Genomic DNA, 24,159 nt, shown 5'->3' with positions numbered 1-24,159 from the left:
GGCTGGGGCGGCCCCGCGGGCGGGACCGCCTTTGCCCCTTAGTACGTGTAGCGCAGACTCAGGCGGTAGCTGCGGCCTGGCTCGAACCAGGCGCGGGCCATGGTGCCGATGCCTTGTTGCTGCGTCTGGCGCACGACCATGTCCGTCAGGTTGCTCGCAGAGAAGTTGCCCGAGATGTGGTCGTTGAACCTGTAATCCACGCCAAAGTCCAGCTGGCCGGTCGCTTCCTGCCAGGTCGGCAGGCCGAAGCCCACGTCGGTCGGTGCCACGCCCCCGTTCGCGGCGGCGCGGGCCGGATCGGCGCTCGTGCCGTCGGAACCGCCCGTGCCGTTCGCACCCACGCCCTGCAGGAAGCGGCTGCGCCAGCTATACGCCAGGCGTGCCGACAGCGGGCCGCGGTCATACAGGAACATGAGGTTGTACGCGTTCTTCGACAGGTACTGGATCGGCATCGACGTGAACGGCAGACCGTTGGTGTCGCAACCGTACAGGCTCAGCGAGGCGTTGTTGAACGATCCATTCGCCGGGCAATACTTCTGGGTGAACGGATGATACAGGTCCTGTTTGCTGTCGATGTACGTGTAGTTCGCCGAGATACCGAAGCCCTTCGCCCAGTCCGGCAGCATACGGTCCAGCCCCGGCACATTGTTGAAGTAGGTCTGGCCCGCCAGTTCCAGGCCCGTCACCGAACCCTTGGCGACGTTGTCCGGACCGGTGATCAGGAACGTCTGGTCGTTGCCGGCCAGATCCTTGTAGCTCCGGGTGAACGCCGTGTTCAGGATGATGTCACGCACGTTCTTGCGGAACACGGCCAGGGTCAGCGACGATCCGCTGCCCGGATACCATTCGAGCGTCCAGTCGAAGTTGGTGGAGCGGATCGGCTTCAGGTTGGCGTTACCCCTGTCGTTGCCCGTGTAGCTGATGCTCTGGATTTTGCCGCTGTCGGCGCCGGTGCCCGCCGTGATGTTCTGGTTCAGCGTGACGTACTCGTTCAGGTTGTCGAACGGCGGACGGTACATCGACTTGGCGAACGCGAAGCGGGTTTGCAGCTTGTCCGTGAGGTCGGCCTTCAGGTTCAGGCTGGGCAGGACATCGACGTACTGCTGCGACGCATTCACCGGATCCTTGATCGGGGCGAAGCGCGGGATCACCGGCGACGTGTCCGAGCCATACGTCGGATTGAAGATCGTGAAGCCGTGGGACTCGCTGCGCGTGTGGATCACGCGTACGCCGAGATTGCCCTCGACGGGGAAGCGCAGGTTGTCGAAGCCGAAGCGCAGTTGTCCGTAGCCGGCTTCGGTGCGCTCCTGCTGGCTGCTGGTCTGGGCCGGATCGTCATTGTAGGCCAGTGGTTTCCAGCCCCCATCCGCGGTCGAGCAATCGTTGTTGGTGCCATAGTATGCGTTGGCGTCCTGGCACTGCATCAGCATGTACGGCTTGAGCAGCGCATTATTGGCCAGGTTGCGGACAAAGGCCGGGTCCGGCACTACCATCGTCGGCACTTGGGGCACCTTGCCGTTGAAGAAGGTCGGGAAGTTATACTGGGTTGTCTTGACCAGGTCGCCGAAACGCGGGTCGCTGAAGTAACTGTTGTTTGCGCGCGATTGCCAACCCCTGTCCCCGACGAGGGGCAGCGTACCCGGAATCTTCGTCTGGTTGACGGACCACGGCTCGGCCACGCTCTTCCAGCCGCCGATGCCGCCGGTGGCGTCGACGTGGACCGCCGTACGCTTGGTCAGACGCACGCCGAAGCGCAGGTCGCGCAGGACATCGTCGTCGAAGCGGAAACGCGCATCGGTCTTCCAGGCATACAGGTCACCCTTCGCCTTCGTCATCGACGGCATCAGGAAGCCCATGTAGTAGTTGTCGCGATTCGCCAGGAAAGCGCGGTCATTGTCGTCGAACGTCACCTTCGGCAGATTGCCCGACAAGTCGATGCCCATGCTCGGCACGAACGTGCCCAGGGTCATGACGTTGCCTTCGGCGCTGTTCGTCGCATGCACCCACTGCACGTCGTTCTGGATCGCCCAGCGGTCGTTGATGGTCCACTTGAAGTTCCAGGCCATCTCGCGCGTCTGCGACCTGCTGGTATCGAAGCCGGAGTCGGACTGGAAACCCAGGCCGCCGGCCGCGAAGTTGTTCGCACCCAGGCCGCCGGTCGGGTAAGTGTAGAGGGCTTTCTGCAAGATGCCGTTCTGGTTGAACTCCGGATTGAGCGGCTTGACCAGGTACGGCGACTCGACGGCCGTGAACGTGGCGTTCTCGGTATTGGCCGACTTGTAACCGGAGTGGAAGTACGTCAGGGCCGATTCCATGCCGTTGTTCTTCCACTGCAGCGCGCCATAGATACCGGCACGGTCGTTCTGGCTCGTGTTGGTGCGGAAAGACGCGGACTTCGGTATCCAGACGGTCTGGCCGGCAACGAGGTCGGTGCGTGGGTAATACGCATCCACCTGCACCGTATCGTTGTGGGAATTGGTGCGGTTGACCGACAGGTCGATCAACGCGCCCCACTGCCCGGTGCTGGTATGCCAGCGCTTCGACACCAGGGCCGACAGGCCCGGCGATTTCTTGCTGCCCAGGGCGTTGTAGTTGCCGTTCGCCGACAGGGCGACCTTGCTGTCCTTGTAGTCGAACGGGAGCGCGGTACGCAGATCCACCTGGCCGCTGACGCCGCCTTCAACCAGCTCGGCGGGCGGATTCTTGTGCACGACCACTGCGGACATCAGTTCCGGCGGAATGTCGCCCCAGCTCAGTTCGCGGCCCGGATAACCGGCCGAGAAGGATTCACGGCCATTCAGCGTGGACGAACCCCAGGTGAGGCCACGCACCGAGATGCCCGAACCTTCGACCGAGAAGTGTTCCGGGTCGCCGCGCGAACGGTTGCGGTCGATCGTCACGCCCGCGATGCGCTGCAGCACTTCGGTGATCGACTTGTCCGGCAGTTTGCCGGCTTCTTCCGCGACGACGGCATCGACGACTTCCTCGGCGTTCTGCTTGAGCTTTTGCGCCGACTGCATGGCGGCGCGCTGGCCGGTCACGACCACCGTCTGCGTGGCCGGGTCGCCGGCCGGCGTGGACTGCGCGTGCGCCGCACCACCCCAGACCAGTGCAGCCTGCGCCACCGCGAACGACAGCGCAGTCATCTTGATCGGTTTCCTCACGATCTTCGTCTCAATTCTTGTCATTATCTATATCCTCTTGTATATGCCCTATTGCCACTGCGCCGGGGCAGTGGCCGTACGTCGTCATTGGAAGGTGATCGGTCCGGTGAGCGTGCCCCGGGTCCGGAAGGTCGCCGTCGTTCCCGAGAGCGGTACGGAGATGTTCGAGCTGTTCGCTGCGAAATCGACCTTGGAAACCGGGTAGTCCTGCAACTCGAACCAGGGATCAAGTCCGGTCATACCGCACGCATCCGCGATCGTGAATGTCTTCAGATTGACGCTGTAATCGGTCGGTGCCGCAGACGTCGGGGTGATCACCGACTGCAGGGTCACGTTACAGTCCATCGTCTTGCCGGCGTTGTTGGGGTCCGGCACCATCGCATGGTGGCCGAGGACCAGCCTGACGTTGACCTGATTGTTGCTCGACTTGAACCATTCGTCGTTCTCCGCGAAATTGAACTTGATCGCGGACTGGGCATCGATATGCAGGCCACCCGTCGTGTCCGCGTTCTTGACGAGATCGCGCACGCCGGGAGCCAATGCGTACATATCGAAGCCGGCGCCGATCCACCTGCCGTCGGGGGCGCTCGGCAGCGTGGCGGTAAAGTCGAACATATAGGTGCCGGCGCCGGCGTCGACCGTCGTAGTGCACAAGCCATTGCACCACCAACCGTTCTCGCTGGTGTAACCGTTGCCGCCAAGGTTGCCTTGCTCTTTGGTATTGGACGCATCCGTATAGCCGCTCAGGAACGTCAGTGCGTCCGCCTGTGCGGTGCCGATCGGGATGCTCCGGACGACCGTGCCGGGGGCATAGATATCATCGACCATCTGCGCGGTGATTTTGCACAGCCCGTTGTCGACCTTGGTCAGCGTGTTGCCGCTGACCGTGCAGACCGTAGGCGTGCTGGACGTAAAGGTAACGGGTTTGCCCGCAATGCTGGACGTTGCGACCAGCGGCACCGGCGTCGAGTCCAGCGGCAGCGTGCCCGGATTGCGGAAGGTTACCGTCTGCGGCTGTTTGGGAATGCCGAAAAGCTGTCTTTCCGAAGCCGGGGCGTAGCCGTCGCCACCCGCCTGGCTGGCGGTCACCGAGCACTCGCCCGGCTTGATCAGCGACAGCGTGGCGCCGTTGACGGTGCAGATATCCGGCGTATTCGACGTGTAGGTGACTGCACCACCGCCGCTCGCCGTTGCCGTCAGCGGGATGGTCGTAACGTCGGGCGGAATGGCGATCGGCTGCCCGCCCACGAACGGGAACGAAATGGATTGCGCCATCGCGCCATCGCCCGAACCGCCGCCGCCGCCGCAGCCGGCCAGCAACGTGGCGCAGGCCAGTCCGACTGCCGTCAGCTGGAATCTCATGGTATGTCTCCTCATTGGAATGTCCCTTTCTTTTGTGTTCGCTGAAATTGCTCGGCACCGGCTGGGCCGATGTCAAGAAAAGTTGGGTCCCTGCCCCGCTTCGCGTTCGCGGCATGGACGGTGGTCCTGGTCAAGGATGTATGGACTTGCACTGCCTCACTGTCGTTATGAAATCGTTTTCAAAAACGCAGGGCAAACGGCGCAAATATGTGCACAAGGCCGGCGAAGGAAGGGTCTGCGGGCCGCTTGCTGCCGCATTCGATTACCTCGAGGTACATGTCTTGTCTCCCTGCTTTTACTATCGATACCGGTCAATCGGCTGCTTCGATGGCGCCGTATTGACATATATTGCTTTTTATATATTTAAAACTCTCATCCCTTCAGAAGACCGGCCGAGTCACAATTTTTTAAGTGGTGCCTGGATCTCCGCCGCGCTCCCTGCGGACGCCAGGTGCAGTTCTAAGCTGGCGACAACTGTCCACGCTCGCTAAGCACGCGTTCGCGATAGGCGCGCGGCGTGCATCCAAGCTCGCGCTTGAACACCCGATGCATTTGCTGGACGGACGTGAGGCCGCTGCCGAGCGCGACGTCCTCGATGCTGCACTCCGCGCTCTCCAGGCCGGCCTTGGCGGCATTGAGCTTGAAACTCAGGATCACGTCGTGCACGCTGCATCCCAGTTCCTGGCGAAAGTTGGCGTCGAGCGAGGAGCGCGACACGCCGACGTAGTCGGCCACCTGTTCGGTCTTGATGCCCTGGCAGGCATACTGGCGGATGAAGTGGCGCGCCCGCATCACATTCGGATGCTTGACCAGCTGGTACTGGCTGGACGCGTGCACGTTGAGGCCGGCCGGCGGCACCACGATCGGCGTGTCCGGCGGGCGCACCCCGTGCAGCATCTGCTCCATCAGATGGGCAGCCACGCCCCCCATCTCATGCGCGCCCTGAATCACTGAGCTGAGCGGTATGCGGGTGAGCCTGCGCACCAGCGGGTCGTTGTCGATGCCGATGATCGCCACCTGTTCCGGCACTTCGATGTCGGCGATGATGCAAGCCTGCAATAGCTGGCGCGCGCGCGCGTCCGAGACGGCGATGATGCCGACCGGTTTGGGCAAGTTGCGCAACCAGTCGATCTGCCCCTGGACCGCCTCGTCCCACGACTCGACGCTGGTTTCGCAGCCACGGAAAATCTCCGCTTCCAGCCGGTCGCCCTCCATCAGGCTGCGGAATGTATTCTCGCGTTCTCGCGCCCAGCGGTTTTCCTCGGTGGCGGGAACACTGAACATGGCAAAAGCCGGCAGCCCGACATCGATCAGATGCTGCCGTGCCAGTTCGATAAGCTTGGCATTGTCGGTCGCCACGTAGGGCACCCCGGCGGGGTAATTGGCCGGGTCGGCGTAGGATCCGCCGACTGCCACCACCGGTACACGACAGCGCGACAATGCTTCCGCCACGGCCGGATCGTCGAAATTGGCGATAATGCCGTCGCCCTGCCATTGCTCGATGCCCGACAGACGCAGTCGGAAATCTTCTTCCATGAAGATATCCCAGGCCACCCGGGTACTGCCGAAATAGGCCGCAATGCCGGCAATGACGTCGTGATCGAATATATTGTTCGCGTTGAATAACAGCGCGATCTGGTGTGCTTTCGTCGTCTTCATTTTACTTGTGTGCTTGAAAAACATTTCCGGAACTACCACAGCTGCGTTTCGCTTCACTCACTGGCCGATCGCGGCCCGACTTGCACCGGCACACGTGCACCCATGCGTGGCCGTCTCAAAAAAGGGGGCAGCCGAAGCTGCCCCGCAAACCACTGCGGAAACCCGCTGCGGAGGAGATAAACTGTGTGAAGAACAGGACTGGCGCGGTCGTCAGCGCGGAAACCTGCGCCGCCCCGCCACCAGCGCCAGCAGGCCGATCCCGAGCATCAGGCCGGTGCCGGGCTCGGGCACCGTGGCGGCGGCGGCGGTGGTGAAGTCGTCCATCACATACCAGCCGCTGTCGCGTGTGATGCTCAGCGACGACACGTTGCTGAAGGCCGCGCCCACCCACAGATAGCTGGCGCCGATGGCGATGTTCCCGGTAGTGCCGATGAGCTGGTTGGCGGCATCGTAGGCACTGATATTGATCCAGTTCGCCTTGTCGGCGGCACCTGCCGGCGTGGCGAACCAGGCGCCGGTGAAATTGAAGCCGGTGGCGCTATCGACGGTGACGGCGTCCGAACCGAAACCGTTGACGGCGAAGTTGGCGCCGGAGTGGGCGGCGTTGGCGTAGCCGTCGATGGTGTTGTCGCCGGCGAACCAGTCGCCGCTCCAGTTCAGCCCTGCGTACGGGCTGATGTCGTTCAGGCTGGTGAAGTCGCCGTCGGTGGCCAGCTCGTCGAAGCTGGTCACGCCGGCGTGGGCGCCGCCCGCCAGCAGCAGGGTCGAGCTGGCGATCAATGCAAACAAAGTTTTTTTCATGACGGATCCTGATGAATTGGGAGCGTACTTATTTGCACACATCGCCGGTCACGACAGGCGTCGAGACGGGGTTCTCGGTCGCCTCGTTGCCGAACACGATGCCGAACGATACGGTCTGACCCGGCCAGATGTTGCGGCTCCAGTCTTCGTCGAGGTTCGTGGCGCTGAACGTCGGCGTGGTACCGGTCACGTTTGCGCCCCAGAAGCTGGGCACCGTCGACTTGTCTGCGTAGGTCCAGTTCACCGTCCAGCCGGATATGACGTCGGTGCCCTTGTTGGTGATGCTCACGACGGCGATGCCGCCGCCCCACCAATTGCTGGTCACCACGTAGGTGCACTCGTTGCGGGTCACCGGCGGCGGCACGTACACCTGCGGCACCACCTGGACGTCGCCGGCCGGGTCGATCTTGCCGTAGGCGATCCCGCGCCCGTTGGTGCTCATATAGACCGTGCCGTAGGTGTTCATGTCGCCAGTGACCCAGTCGCCGTGGCTACCGCCATATTGGTGGGCGTCGTCGTTGACGCGGTCCCAGCTGGCGCCCTGGTCGATCGAGCGCAGCAGGCCACGCGTGGCGCCCACCGCGCCCCACATGTACAGGGTCGGATAGGTGGCAGCCGGTGCTTCCTTGCCCAGGCCCATAACCGTGCAGGAGGCAACGCTGGGCACCTGGCTGAAGGTCGTCCCCGAATCGGTCGAATGGAACAGGCCCTTCGAGTCCATGCAGGCCCACAGGTCGCCCTCGCGGCCAGGTGCGGCGCGCAGGAGGTTCGAGCCCCACGCGGGCAGCGGCGTCCTGAGGCTGAACGAAACGCCGCCGTCGGTGCTCACCATCAGTTTGCCGGTGTCGCGTTCGTAGACATAGAACTTGTCCGGGTTGACCGGGTCGGCCACGGGACGCGCATTGTTCACGGCCAGGCCGGCCACGGCCGTCCAGTTGGCGCCGAAATCGGTCGACCGGTAGGTGGTCGTCGAATTCTCCGGGCTGTGCAGCAGCACGAATCCGTCGGCCGACAGGGCCAGGTTGCCGCGCGTGGCCATCTTGCTGGGTGCCTTGCTCCAGCTGGACCCCATATCGGTCGAGGTGTAGAGCTCATCCCCGACCCGTGCCATCACATGGGGGGCCTGGGCGGCAATGGCCAGGCCGGTGGTCGTGCCCATCGCGGGCATGTGGCGCTGGACGTACTCGGACGGATCATTCTGGATGAAGCCGTCGTAGTCGCCGATGATCGACACCAGCGGGCCGCCCGGAATGCTCTCGACGGCGAAGGTGGCGCTCTCTTCGATGCCGTGCACGTCGAATTTCCAGACGCTGTTGGGCGCGTCGATATTGCTGGTCTTGTACAGGCCGTTGCCCGAGATCGCCCACACGCTCTTCGGATCGAAAGGGTCGAACTCGATCGAGCCGAGCCAGTGGATCGAGGCGGTCTCGCTATACGGGACGCCGTTGGTGTCGACCGTCATGCCATTGGCGAACACGTCGGTCCAGGTACGGCCCGCGTCCAGCGAGGTATACACGCGGTCGCCCAAGTCGCGGTCGGCTCATGCTGCTGGTACTGCCAGGTGTTGATGCTCGAGGCCACGAGATGCTTGGGATTGCTGGGGTCGACACTGATGCCGCCGAACGGGGTGCTCACGCCGGCCGGCGTCACATTGGTCCAGGCGCCGCCGACGGTGTTGTATTCCCATACCTGGCCGGTGGTCATCGGCTCGCTATCGGATTGCCCGTGCGGACCGGCGCCGTTAGCGTAGGTCAGGTACAGGCGGCCCTTGGATGTGATGGCCGCGCGCTGCGGCATCAGGCCGGCCGGCGCGCCGGCGACCGGGACGAAGGTCACGCCCCCATCCTTGCTGAAGTACAGGTTCGGGCCCACCGAGCCGTAGCGCGACACGCCGACATAGATGCGCTTGGCCGTACCGTTGCTGACGCTGGCCGGGTCGAGAAGCACGAAGCCGATGCCGTTGCCGTTGGGCGTCTCGTTGACGTCAAGGCCGTCCACGTGGCTCCAGGTCGTGCCCGAATCGACGCTCTTGAACAGGCCGTTATGGCGGGTGCCGACGAACAGCACATTGCCCGAACCCGGATCGACCTGCAGCCGTTCGCCATTCGAGCGGCCCATGCCGTTGCCGTGCGCCTTGAACTGGGCCGTCACATCGATCACGTCGAAATGCTTGCCGTAGTCGGTCGAGCGCAGGATGGCGGTCTGGCCGTTGTTGTAGTATTCCGTGCCCGCCAGCATGTAGACATTGGCCGCGTTTTTCGGATCGATGGCCAGCGACTCCACACCCATCAGCCCGGTATTGGATTCGCCCAGCCAGTCGGTCAGCGCGATCCAGCGCCCGGCGTGGGCATCGTAGCGGTACGCGCCGCCCACGTCGGTGCGCACAAACACCACGCCGCGCTCGCTCTTGCTGGGGATCACGCCGGTGACGTAGCCGGCACCGCCCATCGCCACGTTATCCCAGCGATAGTTTTCAGCCGCGGCGCCGAACGACACCAGCAGACCCGCCATCAGGCAAGCCACCATTTTCTTCAATTGCATTACCGTCTCCCGTCTTTTTATTTTTTAATTTACGAGCTGCGACCACCGTCGGCGCACAAGTCTTGAAGCGAATTTATCGACGCCGTCCCTGATATACGAAGAGCTGTATGTCGCGTCTGCGGCCGGGGTAGCGGAACCCGGCCCATGTGTGAAGCATAGGCCGTCCATCGTGGGCGACGATATCGCCGCCAAGCGAATTTCTTTCAATCCGCAGAAATTGCAAGCAATGTCGCCAATGGTGAAAATCAGCCGTGGCGGCTGGCGTAAGGTCGGGGTGGTCTGGTCGCGGAACCGCCGTGGATCGGCCCGAGACAGGACGACCGGCGAGGCGTGGAATGGCAGCGGCTCAGCCGCGGCGTCCGGGCCGGGTGGCGAGGACGAACAGGATCAGGCTGCGTGGCCGGACTGGGCCGGCCCGGACCGGGCGCCTGGGATGAGGTGGTTCAGGCCGGTGGTTCCGACGGGGGGCTGTCGGTGGGCTGCGCCTGTTGCTGGGAGGCAAGCATCCGGAATGACTTCGGCGTGCAGCCGAATTCTTCCTTGAACAGCTTGTTAAAATAAGGGACATTCGCGTAGCCAACCAGATACGCGATTTCCGAAATGGCGGCGCTGCTTTTTTCAGTCAGCAGCCTGGATGCCTCACTCAGGCGCAGTTTGTTCAGGTAACTGGTGAATGTCATGCCGAGTTCGGATTTCAGCACTTCATTGATCTTGTAGCGGTTCGCGCCGGTCCCTTCCACCACGGCTTCCATGTCCAGCTTGGGATCGGTATAAGCGCTGGCGATGTACCGCAAGACCGATGCCTTTTCCTTGTCCTTGTAGGGCTCAAGCGTTAACTGGCGATAGGCCACCAAGGGCAAATTTGTCTTCAGTTTTGATTCCACACTGGCCAACAGCGCGCGGGAATGGGCCAGGAAGAACCAGACACCGAATGCAATCCAGCCACCGAGGACAATGGCCACCAGCGCGGCCAGGTAGCGGTAATCGCGGCCGTGCAGTGTCAGTTCGCTGATTTCAACATAAGAATCGACATTGCGCGGCGTGGCCGTGCTGGTACCAAACATGATCTTGGCGACCTTGTTCAGTTTATAGCCCTGGCGCGCCAGGTCCTCCTTCATCGCCGGAAACCACCATTCTGGAACCAGCAGCCGGGAAAGGTCGAGCGTCACCGGCATGCCCTGTTCGTTGCACGAAAAATACGTCCTGGGTGGACGATAGGTCTCGAACTGGCCTGGCTTGGAGATGTCCTCGTCGAAGGTGGACACCTCGAACATCAAGGAAGTGGCCGGCGCGCATTTGGCAACGAAGGTAACCGTACGGAACTTCGACCAATCCTCATGGATCTGCCGTCCTTTGTCAGTACCGAGGACCATGTCAGCGGCGGCAAACGGATAGGCGGCCACGTCCCGCAGCTTGAAGTCGAAGCGCAGCCGGTCGCGCGACGCATCGTGCAAGCGCACTGTCGACACGCCGCCAGTCGCCACATCGGAATACGTTCCGAAATGCCAGCGGGCGCGGTCTGGATGCGCCGGCAGCAGCGTCTGCGTCGGAAAGGTCAGGTAAACAAGAACAACCGCCAGCAGCGCGTCCGCGACGAGCAGGACGATCAGCGCCAGCAGCGCCTTCTTATAGAACTCTTGCATATCGGTAGAATCTTGAACTGTCTCGGCGCCGCACGTTTTTGATGAGTACGGTCCAGGCATCATAACAGGCCAGATATGTACAGTCCCAGGTATTTTTGCGGCGGACGAACCGAACGCCGGCCGGCTGCTCGTCTTCCTGTGTCATGAATGGCGGTTCGCCAGGCGCGGGGCCGCCCCTGCCGGTGCCCGTTTCTCCGGCCGATCCGCACCTGCGCCACGATTGGACCGTGGCATGGCCGCCAATTCTTCCCCTGCCTGCGCAACCGTCGGCCAGGTGCCGCGGCCAATTTCCACTGTGGCCAGGATTGCTTGCAATTTCTGCGGTTTGCAAGAAATCCGCTTGCGGGCGATATCGTTTCCCGTGATGTGCAGCCTATGCTTCAGGAACAAGGGGGGTAGTTCCGCAAGCGCTGCCGCGCAGCCGACGGCCCTGCAGCAATCATTCAACAACAACATATGGAGCCCCCCTTCCCTGCATGAACATCATCAAGCACAGCCTCGCCGTCCTCGGCATGATCGCGGCGCCGGCGTTTGCCGCCAGCCCGGTCACCATCAGCATCGACGCCGGCAAACCCGGCCGTGTCATCAGCAAGTACGTGTACGGCCAGTTCGCCGAACACGTCGGCACCGGCGTCTATGGAGGCATGTACGTCGGCGCGAAGTCGACCATCCCCAACACCAGGGGCTGGCGCAATGACGTCGTGGGCACCAAGGTAAAAGGTGCGGCCGGCAAGGTGCTGACCGCGGCCGCGATGGACGCGCACAACACGTTCCAGAATCCACAGGTCATCAAGCCGGCGGCGTTCAGCGCGCGCGCGGCAGGCGGCAAGCTGTCGATCGAGCTGCCTGCCAAGGCCGTGATGGTGATCGCTTTGGAGGAGTAAACGCCTTGCGCCCGAGCGCTTCGTGATCGCCTTCGGCATGCACGCCCCGAATGCCGACGCCGTCCGGGCGCGCACGATGGCACCGATATGCCCTGGCTTTCGCCTAAATCGCCTTCCTCTTTTCGCCCCTCGTTATCCTATCCTCATGAAAAAAGCAACCCGCTCCGCTGTCGTTCTCTTGTCCGTGTTGGCTACCGTGCCCGCAACGTCATTCGCGCTCAACCCGGTCGTTCAAACGATGTATACCGCCGATCCAGCCCCCGTGGTCCATCATGGCACGCTCTACCTGTTTTCCAGCCACGACCAGGACGTCGGGAAAAAAAACAACTTCAACATGAAGGACTGGGTGCTCGCCACCACGACGGACATGGTGAACTGGACCCAGCATGGCGCGATCGCCTCCCTCCGGGATTTTCCCTGGGCCGCCAAGGAGATCTCCGGCTGGGACGGTTTTAACAACGGCGCCTGGGCTCCCCAGGCGATCGAGCGGGATGGCAAATGGTATCTCTATGCACCGGTGCAAGGCCGGGGCATTGGCGTACTGGTGGCGGACAATCCCCTCGGCCCCTACATCGATCCCCTTAAGAAACCGCTGATCGCCGGCCAGGCCGGCGGCCTGTACGACAGTATCGATCCGACCGTCTACATCGACGACGAGGGCCAGGCCTATCTGGCCTGGGGCAATCCCCGCCTGTGGTCGGTGAAGCTGAACAAGGACATGATTTCCTACGACACCAGCATCGGGGACAAAGGCATCATTGGCCATCCGATGACCGTCCAGGCCTTGGGCGAGCGCACCCCTCCGGACACGCAAGGCACTACGCTTCCGACCCATTCTCTGCGTGGCACATCCTACGAGGAGGGCCCCTGGCTCTATAAGCGCAAGAATCTCAACTACCTGTTTTTTGCCGCGGGTCCCATCCCGGAACATCTCGGCTATTCCACCGGCCCCACACCCGAAGGCCCCTGGACCTACGGCGGCGTCGTCATGACCCCGCAAAGCGCCTTCACCAATCACCCGGGCGTGGTCGATTTCAAGGGCAAGACCTACCTCTTCTACCACAACGCCGCGCTTCCGGGAGGCGACGGCTTCAAACGTTCCGTGTGCGTCGATGAATTGACGTTCAACCCGGATGGCTCGGTCCAGACGGTGCAGCCGACCAAGGAAGGGCCGGCACCGGTCGCCACGCTCGATCCTTACCGGCGCGTCGAAGCCGAGACGATCGCCTGGTCTTCCGGTGTCAAAATCGAGCCCAGCAGCGCCGGCGGCCAGAATGTGCGGGACATCCACGACGGGGCCTACATCCAGGTGCGCAATGTCGATTTCGGCGCGATCGGCGCACGCGCCTTCATGGCCAGCCTTTCCAGCACAGCCAAGCTGAAGCAGGCCACCGGGGCGACGATAGAGATTCGTTTGGGCAAGGTCGACGGCAAGTTGATCGGCACGCTGCCGGTCTCGGGAACCGGCGGCCAATGGAACCCGCAGTCGACCCGGATCTCCGGCGCCTCCGGCATCCAGGATCTCTTCTTCGTGTTCCGCGGTGCGGCCGGCGAAGAACTGTTCAAGTTCGATTACTGGCAGTTTTCTCAGGCGGGCAGCAAGAACCGGCCCTGAACGGGACCGCCTCGACGATGCCTTCGCCCAGCCGGTCCGCCTTCGAGCGCGGCGGGGTGATCTCGATGTCCTCGGCCGCCCGGCCGGGGTGCCCGACCGCGATCCCAACCAGCTCGCTCCTGCGCATTCCCCCCAAACGCCGATCTGCACAAGCGCGTCGTCGCGCGCGGCCTTCAGTGTACCGAGGGTGGCCAGCCGCGCCACGATGCGCTCCAGGTCCCTGGTCGGCAACGCCCCGGCTTTCTTCTTCGGGCGGCCGTACGTGCGTGCGATCCCGGCCAGCGTCTTGCGCACCGTCGGTTCAGCGTCGGTGCATGGGCGAGCAAGTCGCGGATGACCGCCGCGCGACGCGCAAGAAGATCGTCCGGTGACGAGTCCTTGCGCGCCGCGCGGCCGGGCGCACCCTATGGCTTCACAGGGCCGCTCAGGAGCAGCATCAGCACGCTGTGCGGCGCCAGCCGGGCGTCCAGATTGGCGCTGGTGTCGCCTGTCTTCTTGCTCCACAGGTCGGACCAGCGGTAGACGGTCTGCTTGAAGTCAACCGACCGCTTGCTCAGGTCATCGGTCAGAACTTGCTTCTTCCAGTCATGGTGAACGTCGGCGGGCTGGTTGGAGCGGTTCAGGAACATCAGTGCCCATTTGCCGCCGTCGAGCGGCTTGGCATAGAGCTCCAGGGGACCGTCGGCCAGGACGCGCAGCGCCTGCACACCCAGCTTGTCCTGGTTCACCGCGATCACGTCCCGGTTGGTCAGGATGCGGCGGGCCGACCCGGACATGGAACGCAGGTCGTTGCCCAGGATGAGGGGCGACGCCATCATGGCCCAGATCGACAGATGGGCGCGGTCTTCATCCTCGCTCATGCCGTTGCCCACTTCGAGCATGTCCATATCGTTCCAGTGGCCGGGCCCCGCGAACTTGCGCAGGCCTGCCTGCTTGTCGAGGACGCGCAGCACGCCCAGGCCAGTCGAGAAGCCGGGACTGTATTCGCAGTCGAAGCAATTATAGATATCGGGCGTGGTGCGCCACGAATGGGCGACCTTGCCGGCCCATTCCCACGGCTTGCTCATGCCCCATTCGCACACGCTGAACACCATCGGGCGGCCCGACTTGGCGATCGCATCGCTCATCGTCGTGTAGGCCGGTTCGGCGTTCATGCCCGCGGTGTCGCACCAGTCGTACTTGACGTAATCGATGCCCCAGCGCGCATAGGTCCGCGCATCCTGATACTCGTGGCCGCGGCTGCCGGGGCGGCCGTCGCAGGTGGTCGCGCCGGCGTCCGAGTAGATGCCCAACTTGAGTCCCTTGCCATGCACATAGTCCGCCAGCGCTTTTATGCCGGATGGGAAGTGCTCGGCGTCGGGCTGGATGTTGCCGTCGGCGTCGCGCTGGCCTTGCCAGCAATCGTCGATGTTCACGTACTGGAAGCCAACGTCCTTCAAGCCCGACTTGACCATGGCATCGGCGGTCTCGCGGATCATGCGCTCGTCGATTTTGCAGGCAAACTTGTTCCAGCTGTTCCAGCCCATTTGCGGGGTGCTGGCCACGCCGTCGGCCTTTTGAGCCCAGCAATTGCCTGCCGCGCCAACGAACAGGGTCAATGCCGTGGCGACCGCTCTCATTGTCGTGCTCGTCAACAGCGGCTTGTGTGTTATGTGCTTTGTTTTCATTCCTAGATCACTCGCAAAAAAAAAGGGGACATCGTACAAACTCATGACGCAAAAAAGCTAACGTCTCAAAACGTGAACGCCGGCGGCGCGGAAGCCGAGGCCTCCGCGCCTCATGCCGTACAGTGAAGGCGGTTTTCGCCCAGACGGACGGCGTTGCGCTGCGGCGCTGCCTATTTGCTCGACAGCACCAGCACGGTCACCGAATATGGCGCGAAGCTGTAGCTGAACCGCTTGCCAAGCCCGCTCGCCTTGCTGGTCACCGGCACCACCTTGGTCGGCTCGGCGATGGTGTTGGTGTCCTCCTTCTGCGCCGAGCTCAGTACGATCGCCTTGCCTTCGGCAGCCACCTTGGCGGCGCCGGCCAGGTCCACCTGCACCGTCTGCGCACTGCCGATCGCGTTGACGACCTTCAGGTAGATCTCGCCGCGCTGCGCCGACCTGGTCGCCGAGAAGAACATGGTCGGCACTTCCTGCGCCGGCGGCAGCACCTGCGGCGTCTCCTTCCGGGCCGCCTCCTGCCAGGTCTGCGTACTCACTTTTTGCGCGGTCACCGGCAGCGACACGTCGCCCAGATAATTGCTGAACATTTTCTGCGCGTAGTACGACGGCGAGCCGTAGCTCGCTTGCGCGTCGTAGCCGACGAGGTTGTATCGCCACTGCACGCCGCCCGGATTGGCGTTCACCAGCAGCGGCGCGTAGCAGGCCATCTCGACGACGTCGGCGTTGCGCTCCATGCCCGTCATGAAGGCAGCGTCGGCCAGTGCGGAATGCAGGTCGGTGGTCGGCTCGCCCTCCTGCGAGGCCCATTCGCCGATGAACACTTTCGGCCCATTGCGCTCGTAGCTGTCGTAGCGCGCGGCGTCGTGCATCATCTGCATCGGCTTGTAGTAGTAGTGCTCGTCGACCAGGTCGGGCACCCGGCTGGTCACCTTCTGTTGCTGGCCCAGCCAGTCCTTGCCATTGACGGTAGAGATCAGCTTGAGCCGCGGATACTTCGCCTTGATGGCGTCGTGGAACTGGGTGTAGCGGCCGTCGTAGGTCTTCTTCTTGTCGAAGCCGTCCTCGTTGCCGATCTCGACGTAGCGCAGCTTGAACGGCGCCGGATGGCCGTCCCTGGCGCGCCGCGCGCCCCATGTCGTGCTGACGTCACCGGTGACATATTCGATCTCGTCGAGCGCTTCCTGCACGAACGGCTGCAGCGCCGGGCCGGCGGGAACGTTCTCGCCGTTGAGCGCGTAACCGGCGAACACCGCCAGCACCGGCTCGGCCTTCATGTCCTCGGTCCACTCGAGAAATTCGAGCAGGCCCATGCCGTCGGACGAGCGGTAGCCCCAGGTACCGGGATGGCCGGGCCGCTGCGCGACCGGACCGAGCGTCTCCTTCCACTTGAAGCGGGTATCCACGGTGACGCCCTCGAGGTAGTTCCCGCCCGGGAAGCGCAGGAAGCGCGGCTTCATGTCGACCAGCTTTTGCATGAGGTCGACGCGGTTGCCGTTCGGCCGGTCCTTGTAGGTCGGCGGGAACAGCGACACCTGGTTGAACCAGACGGTCCCGGGACTTTCGGTGGCGATCACCAGGCGCGCGTCGGCGGTCGGCTTGACGTCGGCGGCGGTCGTCAAGGTGACGCTGTAGCGCTTCCATTCGCCGTCGATGCGGCCGCCCTCGGCCTGCGCGTACACGGTCTTGCCGTCCGCGCCTTCGATGCTGACGGTCAGCGGCACGCCGCCGGCGCCGGCGGTCCTGGCGTAGAAGCTGGCGCGGTAGCGGGTATTCGGCTTGACCGGAATGCCCCAGTAGCCGTCGTTGGCGATGCCGACCCGGTGGCCCTGCGTGGCGTGCGCGGCGTCCAGGCGCAGGCTGGTGGTCAGCGCGGTGGCCGGGACCGGGTAGCGCCGGTCGAGCGCGATCGCGGCGCTGCCGCCGGCGTCCTGCACCACCGACCAGTGCACCGGCGCCTTGTCGTCGTCCTTGAAGACGCGGTTGCGCACCAGTTCGGCGTACAGGCCGCCATCGTAGGAGTAGTTGATTTCCTCCGTCATCAGGCCGTAGAAGGTCGGACTGACGGGAATGCCCGGTTTGGCGAGGTCGATCGTGACGGTGGTCTGCGCCATCGCCAGCGGCGCGATCAGGACAGCCAGCGACAGCAGGGCTGGGGCGCGGAAGCGGCGTTGCGCGACCGGCATGGCGGCGCTGCGCGTAGGGATATTCGATTTCATGGGGGACGGGTAGTGATGTTCGCGGCATGTACACCGCGAACGCGGTTGAAAAAAACTGAAGGCCAGGCGCTCGACAACATCGCGCCTGGCCCCTTCCTGCATGACGATCAGTTGCTGTAGAGCAGACCGCGGCCGATGCCTGAGACGTAGATCCGCCCGTAGGTGTTCCAGTCGCCGGCCATCATGCCGATGCCGCCGAACTGGTGCGCGTCGTCGTTGAAGCGCGTCCAGGTCGCGCCGGCATCGTCAGAGCGATACACGCCCCACACGCCGTTGATCACGCCCACGACGTAGACCGCAGCGGAGTAAGGCGCGCCGGCTTTGGCCTTGCCCAACGCGACGATGCTGGCGCCCTGCACCTGGGCCCACTGATTGCCGGCAAAGATCGACGCGAAGTTGCTGAGCTTGGCCCAGGTCGCGCCCGAATCGGTCGAGTGGTACACGGTGTTGCCATCGGCCAGCCAGAGTTCGCCCTCGGCGTTGGGGTTCACCGCCAGCGAGGTGTTCGCGAAATAATTGGGGGCCAGCCCCGCTGCCACCGAGCCCTGGCTCAGCGTGAACGTATGGCCGCCATCCGTCGACACATAAACCTTGCCCGCCGTGCCCCACCAATGGCCGCCGGAATCGTAGGCATAGACCTTGTTCGGGTTCTTGCGATCCGCGGCCAGGTGGTAGGCGCGGGGGAAGACGGTGTTGATTGCCGGCAGATCGGTGGGCACCCAGGTCGCGCCGTTGTCCGTGGTGTACGACGGTACCGAATTGCCGGGCGCCCAGATCGCCTTGTTGCGCCCGGTGACCGCGATGCTCGCTTCCTGGTTCGTGTTGGTCGCGGCGCCGGGCGCATAGGTGGCGAACTTCGCCCACGTCTTGCCGCCGTCGCCGGACCAGACACCGTAGCTGGTGTTATTGCCGAGGACGGCGCCGATGGCGGTCATGTATTGCGGATCGGACCACGCCATGTCGGCGGCGAAGCCGTTGCTCCAGCTGGTGGCCGGCGTCAGGGTCGGCTTGGTCGCGAGGTTGGTGTGCACCCAGGTGCCGACGTCGCCCGAACTGTTGATCACGGCGTACGTTGCGCCGGCCGGCGGCGTGGCCAGGCTCAGCACCGCGGTTTCCTCGATACCGTCGATCGCCTCGTTCCAGCTCGGCGTGGAGGACGAGGCGTTGCGGGTTTCCCAGACCCCGCCGCCGTGGACGTACAGGATGTGATCCCGGTTGGCCGGATTGATCTCGACGTCGTCGGGCCATCCCCAGAACGACCCGTCGGCCGGCGTGTGCGGCATGGCGGCCGCGATTTCGCGCCAGTTCCGGCCGGCGTCGTCGGACAGCTGGATGATTTTCTGGCCGCTGAAGTTGCCCCAGGTGTTGGTCACACCCAGCGCGATGCGCGTGGCCGCGCCGGTGCCGGAGACGGACAGGCCGCCGTAACCGGCCGCGTCGTTGCTGTCGAGCAGAGTCCAGGTGCTGCCGTCGAACTTGTAGAGCCGCGCGGGCCCCTCGGCGCCTGGTCCGGACCCCTTGGTGAAGGCAACATAGAACATGCCGTCCGCCGCGCGCACCACGTGCGGGATGTGGTAGCCGGAGACCGGGGTCGTGACCGCGGCCCACGACGCGCCGCCGTCGGTGGACTTGTACAGGTTCGAGGCGAGGCCCGCCGCGCTGACGTAGTCGGGAGCGATGGCGACGTAGATGGTCTGGGTGGCCGTGCCGCTCCCTGTCCTGTTCGTGTCGAACACGACCGTTTCGATGCCCATCCCGCTGCCGCCGGCGGCCTTGACCTGGTCCGCGTTCATCGTGACGGACGACAGCGCCGTGACCTGGACCCAGGTGTGCCCCGCGTCCGCGCTCTTCCACAGGCCAGCCTGGCGCGAGCCGTAGAACAGCGTCGACGGCTTGTTGGGGTCGACCATCATGCGTTCGCCCATCGCACGGCCGGGATTGTTGCCGCCAAGCGCGAACGGCAGGTCGTAGTGCGTCCAGGTGTCGCCGCGGTTGCTCGAGATGTAGATGCGGCCATTGCCATCGGCCGTGTACATGCCGGCGGCCATGTAGACCCGCTGGTCGTCGTTCGGATCGAGGGCGATGCTCTCCACGCCGTGAAACCTGCTTTCGACGGCGCCGAAACCCACACCGTCGGTGATGGGCGTCCACGACGATGTGGCCTGGTTCCAGCGATAGGCGCCGCCGATATCGGTTCTGGCGTACACGAGATTCGCGACGGTCGGATGGAACACCAGGCCGGTGACGTAGCCGCCGCCGCCCCACTTCACACTGCTCCAGGTGGCAGCCGTTGCGGCGCCGGGCGTTGGAGTCGGCGTTGGTGTCGGCGTTGGTGTGGGAGTCGGCGTCGGGGCCGGGGCAGCCGAAGCCGTCTGGCCTGCATTCCCGGACGAGCCGTAGCCGCCGCCACCGCCACCGCAACCGGCCAGCAGGACCACGGCCAGAAATCCGACCGAACGACGTAAGTGGTTCGTGATCGTCGGACGTTGTGTCAGTGTACGCATTAGCATCTCGCTACGTGATGAGAGAAGCGCGACCGGCCAGTGCAGGCCGCGCCATGGTTCTGAAAAAAATGCAGCCGCAACCACCCCAATCTGCCTGGCTGGCAGACGAGAAAGACCTTGCTACATTGCTCTGTGCGTGCCAGGTCGCCGGCGAGCGCCTGGACCGAGGGACAGCCCGTAAGAGCGGGCGTGGCTGATGTGATGACGCACGAATCGCCTCCGACGGTTTGTTCTGCATTCTGCGCACTTCTCGTGTGCGTCGCAATTCTCCAAATCGCCAATGCGCGGAGTCATTTTTCGCCGGGCGAGGCCGTCCATTTTTTTCAGGCGCCGGTCCAATTGCCAATCCCGCATACCGTTCCCAGGGCTCCCGTCGACCATGAAATTTGGTTCACCTTGTTGGTGATTTGTGGAATATCGCCGCCGCGGTGTCTCGCGCAAAATAATCATCAGCCGGTTGATTTCGATAAATTTGAACAACATTATTTTGGAAACAAATGCGCCCGCCAGAGCAGGAACCCAGCCCCCACCAGCCCGACGCTGAACCAGATCCGCGATGGCGGCGGGCAAACAAGCGCCGTGCGCTGGCCATTGTGGTGCTCGTCCATATCGGCTTGCTGACGATGGCGCTGCTGTCGCGCGCCCCCCGCCCCGAGCTGCCTAAAGCGCGCACCACCGATGTGACCCTGTTCCAGGAGAAAGTGCCGAAGGAAAAGATCCTCGAATCCAAGCCGGCCGAATCGAAGCCCTTCGATCTGCCGCCCCCCACGGTGCCCGAGATCAAGATCCCCCCGCCGCCGGTGCTCGACGTCGCGTCCGACGCGATTCGGTCGCCGGTCACCGCGCCGACACCGGCCAGTGCTCCCGTGCCGCCCCCGCCGCCGCCGCCGCCGGTCAAGGCCGTGGCCAGTCCCGCCGTAACGGCAACTGCCACAGCCCCCAAGCTGTTCGAAGAATGCGGGGACGCATCGGATCGGCATATGGTTGCCGACGTCTATCGCCTACGCAGGGACGCCCAATCGGTCACTGAAATGCGCGACCGCCGGCCCATCAAGCGCGTCTGTCTGTCCCAGCTCGATATTACGCCGCGCAGTTTCCTTGAGGGATTTCCGGGCATGGGCTCGACGGTAGAGTGGTTCGGTCTGGATATTCGCTTCACCGTGACCGTTGCCGAAACCACGACCAGGGAAATTTTGCTGCTGGCCGACGACGGCGCCATTCTCAGCATCGATGACGTGAACGTAATCGACAACGATGGCATCCACGCGCCGACGCCGGTGGCGACCAAGGTGACACTGGAGAAGGGACCGCACAATTTCCGCGTCCGCTACTTCCAGGGCCCAGGCCCCGATCTCGCATTGATGCTTGCATGGAAAAAGCCCGGTGCGGCCGATTACGGCTATTTGCCACGCAGCCTGATCGGGCGGCCGCCTGCCGCCATGCTGGCAGCGCGCCAGCCGAAAGAGTGATCTCACGGTACTGCCATGTGGGCCCTGATCGGCGTGGGGCTGTTCAACTCGATCATGCTCACCCACGATCGTCGGCATGGCGCTACGCGGACTCCGCCCGCACGCCGGCGAAGGCTCGGACCTGTTGTGCACGGCCATCGCGGGCGGCGCCATGGTCCCGTTCCTGCAAGGACTGCTGGCTGGCGCCGCCGGGCTGCACCTTGATCCTGTCCTACGGCATCCGCTGCGCGCGACCCGTTCGGGGCGGGTAGCCTTTCCGGCTTGGCCGCGGCCAAGCCGGAAAGGCGGCTATGTCTTCGAAGCTGTCAGTCCCACGACGAACGCGATCTCATCTGGATGGACCCCGTTGATGAAAACGCTCGCACCGAATGCGTCCGACCCGGACGACGCCTCGCCCTTTTCGGCGGCGGTTGTCGCGGCGCAATTCGACAAGCCGACCATTCCCGCGTCGTTCAATGCCGGCAACGCGCCGATGACGCTGCATGTCCGCACGGCCAAGAAGAACGGGCGCGCGGTGTACGCGTTCACGCAAGTGGCAACAAGGTCGAATTCTCGGAAAGCACGTTTGCGGACTGACATGACCAACTTCGCTGCGGTCCTGGCACGGGCGTAGACGTACCGCCTCCCGCACGGATCGCGATCATCGGCGCCGCCCACAAGCCGGATGTCCGCGGACGCGGACGTTTGCGTACATGCCGTCGCGTGCAGCCGGCCAGGCGTTCAGGCCAATCTGGTCGCCGGTCAACATTTTGGCTAGACCAATGCACTTCCGGCCCGACCAAACTGTTACACTCATCCTCGCAACTCCGCGCAGGAATTTTTCATTCCCTCAACCGAAGATTCAACTAGGAGGCGTTCATGCCGCTGAAATTGTCGACTCTGGTAGTAAATGCAGCGCTCGTCACGTTGGTGTCTCCCGGCGCCCATGCCGGTCCGTTCGCTCCCGACACAGGCGACACGGCAGCCTATAGCGACACCCGCCTGGCGATTACCTTCGATACGGCGCCCTCGTTGGGCTCGGCAGGCAAGATCAAGGTCTTCACGACAGACGGCACGCTCGTCGACACAATCGACGTCAGCGATGCCGTTTCAAAAATGAGTGGCGAAACGCAGACATTGTTTTCTGCAAGGAACACGGAAATCGACAAGCTCGGCGGCAATGTGCCCTCGCTGGCCCAGTGGCGCTATGTCTACTACCGGCCAGTGGTCATCAGCGGCAGCACGGCCAGCATCAAGCTGCACGACGGTGCGCTTCGGCCAGACACGGCCTATTACGTGAATATCGACAACGGGGTCTTGAACGGCAAGGTTGCAGGTGCGTCCTTCAGGGGCGTCAGCGGCACCAGTGCGTGGACCTTCAAAACCAAGGCAACGCCTGGCTCGCCCACCGCCGTGACGGTGGACGACGATGGCCCTGCCGATTTTCGGACCGTCCAGGGCGCACTCGACTGGATCATGCAGAACGGCTGCGTTACGTGCGCCTATGCGGGCGCAGCCAAGACGATCACGGTCAAGAACGGCAACTACAGGGAGCTGTTATTCCTACGCAATGTCAACAATCTGACCATCACCGGCGAAAGCCGCAGCGGCGTCATCGTCTTCTACGACAATTCTGATTCGTTCAATCCCGGCACCGGCTTCGGCACCACGTCGGCCGGCGCCACGCTGGTCAGCGCCGGGCCCAATGTCGGCACGCGCCGTTACCTGGGCGGCGGCCGCAACGTGCTGCTGGCCGAGAATGCCGACCTGCTGAAGCTGACCAACTTCACCTTGTGGAATGCGCATCGCAAGACCAGCGGCTGGGACAATCAGGCCGAGACCATGTATTTCAACAGCAGTACGCTGGGCGGCAGCCGGCTGAGCGCCCTCTCGATGAACTTCATGAGCGCCCAGGATACCCTGCTGCTCAAGGGCTGGAGCTGGTTCTACAAGTCCTATGTCTCGGGCGACGTGGATTTCATCTGGGGCTCCCCCTATGCGGCGCTGTTCGAGCAAAGTGAGTTGCACACCATCGTCGACGGCACCAACGCCAGTTCCGGCGGCTACATCTTCCAGGCGCGGGCCGCCTACGGCTACCCCGGCTTCGTCGTCCTGAACAGCAAACTGACGGCGGACGCCGCGATTCCGGCCGGCAGCACCTGGCTGGCCCGCTCGGGCGGCCTGGCGCCGCCCACCTACTGCACCACCAAGACAACCACGGGAGGTCTCGGCAGCGCCAACCTCGGGTGCGACAACCTTGCCTACATCAACACCAGGATGGGAACCCATATCCGCACGGCCGGATGGCAGGCCACCCCAGCGCCCACACCGGCGACGCCCACGGCCACCGCAGGCTGGCGCGAACGGGGCAGCATGGACCTCAGCGGCAACACGCTGAACGTGAGCGGCCGCAACCAGAACGTGTCGTCGACCGGGATCGACCTGTCCGGTCTCGATACCCGGACCGAGGTCTTCCAGGCGTGGAACAACGGTGCTGGCTGGGTCCCGGCGACGCCTTGAGACGCATTGCCGGCGAACGCGGCCGGAAGCCGTGCGATGGGCGCGCGGCGGCAAGCGCCCTGCTCCCTCGTCACGTGGCGGGATCAAGCCGACATCCTTCGCCGATGAGTTCCGTGACGCGTCACGGAACTTCTT

The 24,159-nt window shown here is 63.7% G+C and carries 15 protein-coding genes; 5 read left to right on the top strand and 10 right to left on the bottom strand.

The window, feature by feature from the left end:
* Window positions 1–38 precede the first annotated feature (38 nt).
* The 7 genes from U9J41_RS03745 to U9J41_RS03715 all read right to left on the bottom strand — a co-directional run bounded on the left by U9J41_RS03745 (window position 39) and on the right by U9J41_RS03715 (window position 11,170).
* Window positions 39–3,188 (bottom strand): TonB-dependent receptor, encoded by a 3,150-nt coding sequence (locus U9J41_RS03745; RefSeq protein WP_322400348.1) that lies wholly within the window; start codon window positions 3,186–3,188, stop codon window positions 39–41.
* A gap of 60 nt (window positions 3,189–3,248) precedes the next feature.
* Window positions 3,249–4,526, bottom strand: a complete 1,278-nt coding sequence (locus tag U9J41_RS03740; RefSeq protein ID WP_322400347.1) for a hypothetical protein — start codon at window positions 4,524–4,526, stop codon at window positions 3,249–3,251.
* Between the two features lie 459 nt (window positions 4,527–4,985).
* Window positions 4,986–6,185 (bottom strand): XylR family transcriptional regulator, encoded by a 1,200-nt coding sequence (locus U9J41_RS03735; RefSeq protein WP_322400346.1) that lies wholly within the window; start codon window positions 6,183–6,185, stop codon window positions 4,986–4,988.
* 210 nt (window positions 6,186–6,395) lie between these two features.
* Window positions 6,396–6,986 (bottom strand): PEP-CTERM sorting domain-containing protein, encoded by a 591-nt coding sequence (locus U9J41_RS03730; protein ID WP_322400345.1) that lies wholly within the window; start codon window positions 6,984–6,986, stop codon window positions 6,396–6,398.
* A gap of 28 nt (window positions 6,987–7,014) precedes the next feature.
* Window positions 7,015–8,502, bottom strand: a complete 1,488-nt coding sequence (locus tag U9J41_RS03725; protein WP_322400344.1) for a cellulose binding domain-containing protein — start codon at window positions 8,500–8,502, stop codon at window positions 7,015–7,017.
* Complete coding sequence (locus U9J41_RS03720) at window positions 8,445–9,527, bottom strand: WD40/YVTN/BNR-like repeat-containing protein (protein ID WP_322400343.1); 1,083 nt, start codon at window positions 9,525–9,527, stop codon at window positions 8,445–8,447. The genes U9J41_RS03725 and U9J41_RS03720 overlap by 58 nt, the downstream gene beginning before the upstream one ends.
* Window positions 9,528–9,970: 443 nt before the next feature.
* Window positions 9,971–11,170, bottom strand: a complete 1,200-nt coding sequence (locus U9J41_RS03715) for a helix-turn-helix domain-containing protein (protein WP_322400342.1) — start codon at window positions 11,168–11,170, stop codon at window positions 9,971–9,973.
* Window positions 11,171–11,646: 476 nt separating this feature from the next.
* Between U9J41_RS03715 and U9J41_RS03710 the strand changes: the two genes are divergently transcribed.
* Both U9J41_RS03710 and U9J41_RS03705 read left to right on the top strand, forming a co-directional pair.
* Window positions 11,647–12,054, top strand: a complete 408-nt coding sequence (locus U9J41_RS03710) for an alpha-L-arabinofuranosidase C-terminal domain-containing protein (RefSeq protein WP_322400341.1) — start codon at window positions 11,647–11,649, stop codon at window positions 12,052–12,054.
* Between the two features lie 145 nt (window positions 12,055–12,199).
* Window positions 12,200–13,669, top strand: a complete 1,470-nt coding sequence (locus tag U9J41_RS03705) for a glycoside hydrolase family 43 protein (protein WP_322400340.1) — start codon at window positions 12,200–12,202, stop codon at window positions 13,667–13,669.
* 404 nt (window positions 13,670–14,073) lie between these two features.
* On the opposite strand, the gene U9J41_RS03700 is transcribed toward U9J41_RS03705, so the two are convergent.
* From U9J41_RS03700 to U9J41_RS03690, 3 genes are all read right to left on the bottom strand, one after another.
* A complete protein-coding gene (locus U9J41_RS03700; RefSeq protein ID WP_322400339.1) occupies window positions 14,074–15,288 on the bottom strand; it encodes a glycoside hydrolase family 27 protein in 1,215 nt (404 codons plus the stop codon).
* A 218-nt stretch (window positions 15,289–15,506) separates the two neighbouring features.
* The gene (locus U9J41_RS03695) at window positions 15,507–17,552 is read right to left on the bottom strand and encodes an alpha-L-arabinofuranosidase C-terminal domain-containing protein (protein WP_322400338.1); all 2,046 of its coding nucleotides are present in this window, start codon (window positions 17,550–17,552) and stop codon (window positions 15,507–15,509) included.
* Between the two features lie 107 nt (window positions 17,553–17,659).
* Window positions 17,660–19,822: a dockerin gene (locus U9J41_RS03690; protein WP_322400337.1), complete on the bottom strand. Its 2,163-nt coding sequence runs from the start codon at window positions 19,820–19,822 to the stop codon at window positions 17,660–17,662.
* 731 nt (window positions 19,823–20,553) lie between these two features.
* Between U9J41_RS03690 and U9J41_RS03685 the strand changes: the two genes are divergently transcribed.
* The 3 genes from U9J41_RS03685 to U9J41_RS03675 all read left to right on the top strand — a co-directional run bounded on the left by U9J41_RS03685 (window position 20,554) and on the right by U9J41_RS03675 (window position 24,024).
* Entirely contained in the window at window positions 20,554–21,525 is a 972-nt protein-coding gene (locus U9J41_RS03685; protein WP_322400336.1) for a PA14 domain-containing protein, read from the top strand.
* A 76-nt stretch (window positions 21,526–21,601) separates the two neighbouring features.
* Complete coding sequence (locus tag U9J41_RS03680; protein WP_322400335.1) at window positions 21,602–22,138, top strand: hypothetical protein; 537 nt, start codon at window positions 21,602–21,604, stop codon at window positions 22,136–22,138.
* Between the two features lie 245 nt (window positions 22,139–22,383).
* Window positions 22,384–24,024: a pectinesterase gene (locus U9J41_RS03675; RefSeq protein WP_322400334.1), complete on the top strand. Its 1,641-nt coding sequence runs from the start codon at window positions 22,384–22,386 to the stop codon at window positions 24,022–24,024.
* Window positions 24,025–24,159: the final 135 nt, after the last annotated feature.

The sequence above is a fragment of the Massilia luteola genome (assembly GCF_034420155.1).
Lineage (GTDB): Bacteria > Pseudomonadota > Gammaproteobacteria > Burkholderiales > Burkholderiaceae_D > Telluria > Telluria luteola.
Note: the sequence above shows the minus strand (reverse complement) of the source record. Positions and strands in the feature narration are given on the sequence as shown.